This is a genomic window from Pseudomonas corni, assembly GCF_057128765.1.
Map to the genome: position 1 here is coordinate 1 of NZ_JBSKHW010000039.1, position 803 is coordinate 803.

General features: G+C 57.3%; 1 protein-coding gene. It reads right to left on the reverse strand.

Translation table 11 applies throughout. From position 1 onward, the window contains the following. The coding region (locus ACWKV9_RS27665; RefSeq protein ID WP_483839292.1) for a type III PLP-dependent enzyme domain-containing protein at positions 1-803 on the reverse strand (803 nt) is incomplete at both ends.

The following is an 803-nucleotide window of genomic DNA, read 5'->3' on the forward strand; positions in this document are numbered from 1 at the left end:
AGGCTGGACAAATAATCGTTAAAACCAAACTCACGCACTACCTCGACTGTACCGTCGAGTTGTTTCACTGCGATGGATGGCATTTTCAGGCCGTTGAACCAGTTCTTCTTGACCATGGTGTAACCGGCGGCGTCCACGAAGGACAGTCGGTCGCCGATGGCCAAAGGTTTTGCAAACTGATATTCGCCAAAAATATCCCCGGCCAGACAGGATTTGCCGCAGACCATGTAGGTGTGTTCGCCCTCGCTCGGCGCCAGCTTGGCGTCCAGGCGGTAGATCAGCAGATCGAGCATGTGCGCTTCGATGGAGCTGTCGACCACGGCCAGATGCTTGCCGTTGTACAGCGTGTCGAGCACGGTCACTTCAAGCGAAGCGCTCTGCGTGATCGCGGCTTCGCCGGGCTCCAGATAAACCTGAACGCCGTATTTCTGCGAAAAGGCTTTCAAACGCGCGCAAAACGCGTCCAGCGGATAGTCGTCGCCAGTGAAATGAATTCCGCCGCCGAGGCTGACCCACTCGACCTTGTACAGCAGATGGCCGAAGCGCTCTTCGATGGTCGTCAGCATCTGGTCGAAAAGGCCGAAATCGCCGTTTTCGCAGTTGTTGTGGAACATGAAGCCGGAAATGTCGCCCAGAACCTGCTCGATTTTCTCCGGGTCCCATTCGCCCAAACGGCTGAACGGACGCGCCGGATCGGCCAGCAGATAATCCGAACTGCTGACCTGTGGATTGACCCGCAAGCCCCGCACCGTGCCGGCGCAGGCCTCGGAATAGCGCTGCAACTGGCCGATGGAGTTGAAGAT